General features: G+C 64.5%; 3 protein-coding genes. 2 read left to right on the forward strand and 1 reads right to left on the reverse strand.

Annotated features, from left to right (window positions below):
* Positions 1-241, reverse strand: a 241-nt coding sequence (locus CZ203_RS11350; RefSeq protein ID WP_143436203.1) for a hypothetical protein, incomplete at its 3' end; no start/stop codon positions are given.
* A 127-nt stretch (positions 242-368) separates the two neighbouring features.
* Between CZ203_RS11350 and CZ203_RS11355 the strand changes: the two genes are divergently transcribed.
* Both CZ203_RS11355 and CZ203_RS11360 read left to right on the forward strand, forming a co-directional pair.
* Positions 369-959, forward strand: a complete 591-nt coding sequence (locus tag CZ203_RS11355; protein WP_087066250.1) for a GTP-binding protein — start codon at positions 369-371, stop codon at positions 957-959.
* A 21-nt stretch (positions 960-980) separates the two neighbouring features.
* The coding region (locus CZ203_RS11360; protein ID WP_143436233.1) for an ABC transporter ATP-binding protein at positions 981-1,381 on the forward strand (401 nt) is incomplete at its 3' end.

Below are 1,381 nucleotides of genomic sequence, written 5' to 3' on the forward strand. Positions count from 1 at the left end.
CGAGCGCCGTGCCGTCGTCGCACACGCCGTTTACCGCCCGCCGCAGCTCTTCCGGGCTGCTGTCGAAATAGGCCTTCAGTTCCTGCGCGGAAAGCTGCGGCTCGTCCGGCAGGGCGGCGAGCAAGTTTGTGAGCGCCGCGATTTTATGCTGTGAGAACAGGGAAACCCCCTCCTTTCCCGGCGGTGGATACCCGGGCTGCCGGGCGTCCGCCGCCGCCGATCCTTCGCTTTTGGGATGCAAAGCTTACGCATTATAATAGAAACAAATGTTCTGTTTGTCAACGTTCTTTTTAAGAACTGCGCTTGTAGGAGGCCGTAAAGTTTGCTATACTACTACTATCATTTGTGCTTGGGAGGAGGGGCGCCGCATGTATAAGACGATCGGCGTGCTCGCGCATGTGGACGCGGGGAAGACGACGCTGTCCGAGCAGCTCCTGTACCACGGCGGTGCGCTGCGCACGCGCGGGCGGGTCGACCATGGCGACGCGTTCCTCGATACCGACCCGGTCGAGCGCGCCCGCGGGATCACGGTTTTTGCGGGGCAGGCGTCCTTTACGCACGGCGGGGACGTTTACCAGCTTGTGGACACGCCGGGGCATGCCGACTTTGCCGCCGGGATGGAGCGCACGCTTGCCATCCTGGACGCGGCCATCCTGGTCGTATCCGCGCCCGACGGCGTGCAGGGGCACACGGAGACGATCTGGCGGCGGCTGGAGGCGCTGTCCATCCCCACCTTCGTGTTCCTCAACAAATGCGACCGCTGCGGCCCCGCGGCGGCGCTCGGGGAGATCCGCGCGCGCCTGTCGGACGACTGCGTCGACCTNGATGGGGCATGCCTTTGTTTTGCATATGGTCCGTTCCCCCGTAAACCGGGCGGGGGACGCTTTCAGAGGCCAGGCGCATCATGCGCCTGGCTTTTTTGCAACCCCGTATGCGCCGCGCCTTTTTCCGCATACTAAGGGGGAAAGGGGAAATGCCACTTGATTACACTGGACAATGTCTGTAAAATATATGACAAGGGCGGGGTGCACGCCCTGCGCGATATCAACCTCACCGTGCCGGACGGGCAATTTTTATCCATCATCGGCGCGTCCGGCTCCGGCAAAACGACGCTGATGCAGATCCTCGGCTGCCTGGACAGCCCGACCAGCGGGCGTTACCTGCTCGGCGGGCGGGACGTGGGCGCGATGGGCGACCGCGAACTGGCCACGTTGCGCGGGCGGGAGATCGGGTTCGTGTTCCAAAGCTTCCGGCTGTCGCCCGACCTCAACGCCCTGGAAAACGTCGCGCTCCCGCTGCTGTTCCGCGGGGTGCCGCGTAAGGAGCGCGAGGCGCGCGCCGCGGAGGCGCTCGAGCGGGTCGGCCTTGCGGGACGGATGCG

The organism is Intestinibacillus massiliensis (genome assembly GCF_900155735.1).
Lineage (GTDB): Bacteria > Bacillota > Clostridia > Oscillospirales > Butyricicoccaceae > Intestinibacillus > Intestinibacillus massiliensis.